Below are 5,098 nucleotides of genomic sequence, written 5' to 3' on the forward strand. Positions count from 1 at the left end.
TATTATATACAAGCGCTAAGGGAAACCGAGTGCAGAAAATGGTCTTTGAAAACTAAACAGGAAACGTCAATTTCAAAAAGAAATACGGATAAATAAATAAACAAAACTCGTCAGAGTTAAAAAGAGAAAGAATCAAATGGAGAGTTTGATCCTGGCTCAGGATGAACGCTGGCGGCGTGCCTAATACATGCAAGTCGAACGAAGTGAAGAGGAGCTTGCTCCTTGGAACTTAGTGGCGAACGGGTGAGTAATACATAAGCAACCTGCCTCGATGCCTGGGATAACAGAGGGAAACTTCTGCTAATACCGGATACGTTAATCTAAGACATCTTAGATTAATTAAAGATGGGATACATCACAACGAGATGGGCTTATGGCGCATTAGTTAGTTGGTAAGGTAACGGCTTACCAAGACGATGATGCGTAGCCGACCTGAGAGGGTGACCGGCCACACTGGGACTGAGACACGGCCCAGACTCCTACGGGAGGCAGCAGTAGGGAATTTTCGGCAATGGGGGAAACCCTGACCGAGCAACGCCGCGTGAGTGAAGACGGCCTTCGGGTTGTAAAGCTCTGTTGTAAGGGAAGAACGATAGGAAGAGGGAATGCTTCTTATATGACGGTACCTTACCAGAAAGCCACGGCTAACTACGTGCCAGCAGCCGCGGTAATACGTAGGTGGCAAGCGTTATCCGGAATTATTGGGCGTAAAGGGAGCGCAGGCGGTTTATCAAGTTTATGGTTAAAGTTCGGGGCTTAACCCCGTGATGCCATAGAAACTGGTAGACTAGAGTGCAGGAGAGGTTAGTGGAATTCCATGTGTAGCGGTAAAATGCGTAGATATATGGAGGAACACCAGTGGCGAAGGCGGCTAACTGGCCTGTAACTGACGCTGAGGCTCGAAAGCGTGGGGAGCAAATAGGATTAGATACCCTAGTAGTCCACGCCGTAAACGATGGATACTAAGTGTTGGAGAAATTCAGTGCTGTAGTTAACGCAATAAGTATCCCGCCTGGGGAGTATGCGCGCAAGCGTAAAACTCAAAGGAATTGACGGGGGCCCGCACAAGCGGTGGAGTATGTGGTTTAATTCGAAGCAACGCGAAGAACCTTACCAGGTCTTGACATACCGCGCAAAAGCACAGAGATGTGTAATAGTTATGGCGGATACAGGTGGTGCATGGTTGTCGTCAGCTCGTGTCGTGAGATGTTGGGTTAAGTCCCGCAACGAGCGCAACCCTTGTCTTTAGTTACCAGCATTAAGTTGGGGACTCTAAAGAGACTGCCGGTGATAAACCGGAGGAAGGTGGGGATGACGTCAAATCATCATGCCCCTTATGATCTGGGCTACACACGTACTACAATGGCGTATACAGAGGGCAGCGAAGCAGCGATGCGGAGCGAATCTCAGAAAGTACGTCTCAGTTCGGATTGGAGTCTGCAACTCGACTCCATGAAGTCGGAATCGCTAGTAATCGCGGATCAGAATGCCGCGGTGAATACGTTCTCGGGCCTTGTACACACCGCCCGTCAAACCATGAGAGTTGGTAATACCCGAAGCCGGTGGCCTAACCTAGTTTACTAGGAGGGAGCCGTCGAAGGTAGGATCGATGATTGGGGTTAAGTCGTAACAAGGTATCCCTACCGGAAGGTGGGGATGGATCACCTCCTTTCTAAGGAGTAATTAGAAAGACGTGAAGTTGACACCTAAAGTTTCCTGTTTAGTTTTGAGAGTCCGTTGGAATCTCAAGAAAAATGATCTTTGAAAACTGAATAACAGAAAAGAAAAAGAGATAGACAAAGAAATAAATGTTATCAACATGATCTTTTCGAATAGTTGTATAAAACTAGATTTACATCAAGTTAAACAAAAACAGTAACTTAAGCAATTAAGTAAGCAATCAAAGCAAACACACAGCTTATCAAGCGATAAGCGTAAAAAAACCTGATTTTAAGAATTAGGGCGCGAAATTACATGTGATTAAATATGTAAGGGCGTACGGTGGATGCCTAGGCACTAAGAGCTGATGAAGGACGCGACTAACAGCGAAATGCCTCGGGGAGTGGTACGTACACAACGATCCGGGGGTATCCGAATGGGGAAACCCAATACTGGTTATGCAGTATTACACATAAATGAATACATAGTTTATGATGAGGCAACCTTGCGAACTGAAACATCTTAGTAGCAAGAGGAAAAGAAAACAAAAGTGATTCCCTGAGTAGTGGCGAGCGAAACGGGAAAAGCCCAAACCATCTTCGTGATGGGGTAGTAGGACCACAACGTGGGATATCGAAGCTAGTCGAATGGCATTGAAAGGCCAGTCAAAGAAGGTGCAAACCCTGTAGACGAAAGCGTAAGATACTCTAGTGGTATCCTGAGTACGGCGAGGCACGTGAAACCTTGTCGGAATCAACCGGGACCACCCGGTAAGGCTAAATACTCCTTAGTGACCGATAGTGAACCAGTACCGTGAGGGAAAGGTGAAAAGAACCGCGGAAGCGGAGTGAAATAGATCCTGAAACCGTATGCTTACAAGAAGTCAGAGCCCGTTAATGGGTGATGGCGTGCCTTTTGTAGAATGAACCGGCGAGTTACTCATAATGTGCGAGGTTAAGTTGAAGAGACGGAGCCGAAGCGAAAGCGAGTCTTAATAGGGCGATATAGTACATTGTGGTAGACCCGAAACTGAGTGATCTAGCCATGACCAGGTTGAAGTTTGGGTGAAACCAAATGGAGGACCGAACCGACCATCGTTGAAAAGCTGGCGGATGAGTTGTGGCTAGCGGAGAAATTCCAATCGAACTCAGATATAGCTGGTTCTCCCCGAAATAGCTTTAGGGCTAGCGTCAATGTAAGGCCACTGGAGGTAGAGCACTGAATGTATGATGGCCCCATCTCGGGGTACTGAATATAATCAAACTCCGAATGCCAGTGGATAGTAGTTGGCAGTCAGACTATGGGTGATAAGGTCCGTAGTCGAAAGGGAAACAGCCCAGACCATCAGTTAAGGTCCCAAAATTCATGCTAAGTGGAAAAGGATGTGGGGATGCACAGACAACTAGGAGGTTGGCTCAGAAGCAGCCATCCTTTAAAGAGTGCGTAACAGCTCACTAGTCGAGTGACCCTGCGCCGAAAATGTACCGGGGCTAAGTATGATACCGAAACTATGGATTTATTGTTTCAATAAATGGTAGGGGAGCGTTCTATACTGCGTTGAAGCTGTACCGTAAGGAGCAGTGGAGTGTATAGAAGTGAGAATGCCGGTGTGAGTAGCGAGATGTCAGTGAGAATCTGACACACCGATTGCCTAAGGTTTCCAGGGGAAGGCTCGTCCTCCCTGGGTAAGTCGGGACCTAAGATGAGGCTGAAAAGCGTAGTCGATGGACAACAGGTTGATATTCCTGTACCCGATACATAAGTGAAGGAATGACAGAGAAGGCTAGGTTAAGCCAGCGACTGGAAGTGCTGGTTTAAGCGAAGGAGCTGTATGGTAGGCAAATCCGCCATGCAAAGCAAAGGCGTTATGAGGAGTGAACCCGTGAGGAAGTAGCGAAGTAACTGATGCCAGCTCTCAAGAAAAGTTTCTAGCGTTAATTATGTATTGGCCCGTACCAAAACCGACACAGGTAGGCAAGGAGAGAATCCTAAGGTGAGCGAGAGAACTGTTGCCAAGGAACTCGGCAAAATGACCCCGTAACTTCGGGAGAAGGGGTGCTCGTAAGAGCCGCAGTGAAGAGGCCCAAGCGACTGTTTAACTAAAACACAGCTCTCTGCAAAGTCGCAAGACGAAGTATAGGGGGTGACACCTGCCCGGTGCTGGAAGGTTAAGGGAATATGTTAGAATTCGTTCGAAGCATTGAACTGAAGCCCCAGTGAACGGCGGCCGTAACTATAACGGTCCTAAGGTAGCGAAATTCCTTGTCGGGTAAGTTCCGACCCGCACGAAAGGTGTAACGATTTGGGCGCTGTCTCGGCAGCAGACTCGGTGAAATCTTAGTACCGGTAAAGATGCCGGTTACCCGCAACTAGACGGAAAGACCCCATGGAGCTTTACTGTAGCTTGATATTGAACTTTGAGCCTACATGTACAGGATAGGTGGGAGACTATGAAGCATGTACGCTAGTATATGTGGAGTCGCCATTGGGATACCACTCTTGTATGTTTGAAGTTCTAACCGCGTACCGTGATCCGGTACCGGGAGAGTGTCAGGTGGGCAGTTTGACTGGGGCGGTCGCCTCCTAAAGAGTAACGGAGGCGCCCAAAGGTACCCTCAGATTGGTTGGAAATCAATCGACGAGCGTAAAGGCAGAAGGGTGCTTGACTGCGAGACCTACAAGTCGAGCAGGGACGAAAGTCGGGCTTAGTGATCCGGCGGTTCCGCGTGGAAGGGCCGTCGCTTAACGGATAAAAGCTACCCTGGGGATAACAGGCTAATCTCGCCCAAGAGTTCACATCGACGGCGAGGTTTGGCACCTCGATGTCGGCTCATCGCATCCTGGAGCTGAATTAGGTTCCAAGGGTTGGGCTGTCCGCCCATTAAAGCGGTACGCGAGCTGGGTTCAGAACGTCGTGAGACAGTTCGGTCCCTATCTGTTGTGGGCGTAGGAAATTTGAGGAGCGCTGTCCCTAGTACGAGAGGACCGGGATGGACATACCGCTGGTGTACCAGTTGTTCTGCCAAGGGCATCGCTGGGTAGCTAAGTATGGACTGGATAAGCGCTGAAAGCATCTAAGCACGAAGCCAACTCCAAGATGAGATTTCCCATACGTAAGTAGTAAGACCCCTGAGAGACGATCAGGTTGATAGGTCAGAGGTGGAAGCATAGTGATATGTGGAGCTGACTGATACTAATAGGTCGAGGTTTTAATCACAAAAGATACAACGATTCGAAAAAGATCAAATTTCTGTTATTCAGTTTTGAGAGTTCATCTCTCTAAAGCACTAAGATCTGGTGGTTTTAGCGAAGTGGTCACACCTGTTCCCATCTCGAACACAGAAGTTAAGCACTTTAGCGGCGACAATATCTAGCCAAGCGCTAGTGAAGATAGTTCATCGCCAGGTAATTTGACACTCTATTTAGAGTGTCTTTTTTT

General features: G+C 48.0%; 3 rRNA genes. All 3 read left to right on the top strand.

The window, feature by feature from the left end:
• The first annotated feature begins 133 nt into the window (after positions 1-133).
• The 3 genes from EPJ89_RS08635 (at position 134) to rrf (ending at position 5,066) form a co-directional block, all read left to right on the top strand.
• Positions 134-1,672, top strand: a 16S ribosomal RNA gene (locus EPJ89_RS08635).
• Positions 1,673-1,978: 306 nt separating this feature from the next.
• Positions 1,979-4,876: ribosomal RNA gene (locus EPJ89_RS08640) — 23S ribosomal RNA — on the top strand.
• 76 nt (positions 4,877-4,952) lie between these two features.
• Positions 4,953-5,066 (top strand): 5S ribosomal RNA (rrf, locus tag EPJ89_RS08645).
• The 16S, 23S and 5S rRNA genes sit together here, the layout of an rRNA operon.
• Positions 5,067-5,098 lie beyond the last annotated feature (32 nt).

Origin of the sequence: Erysipelothrix sp. strain 2 (EsS2-6-Brazil), from assembly GCF_016617625.1 — a bacterium.
In the GTDB taxonomy this organism is placed as follows: Bacteria; Bacillota_I; Bacilli_A; order Erysipelotrichales; family Erysipelotrichaceae; genus Erysipelothrix; species Erysipelothrix piscisicarius.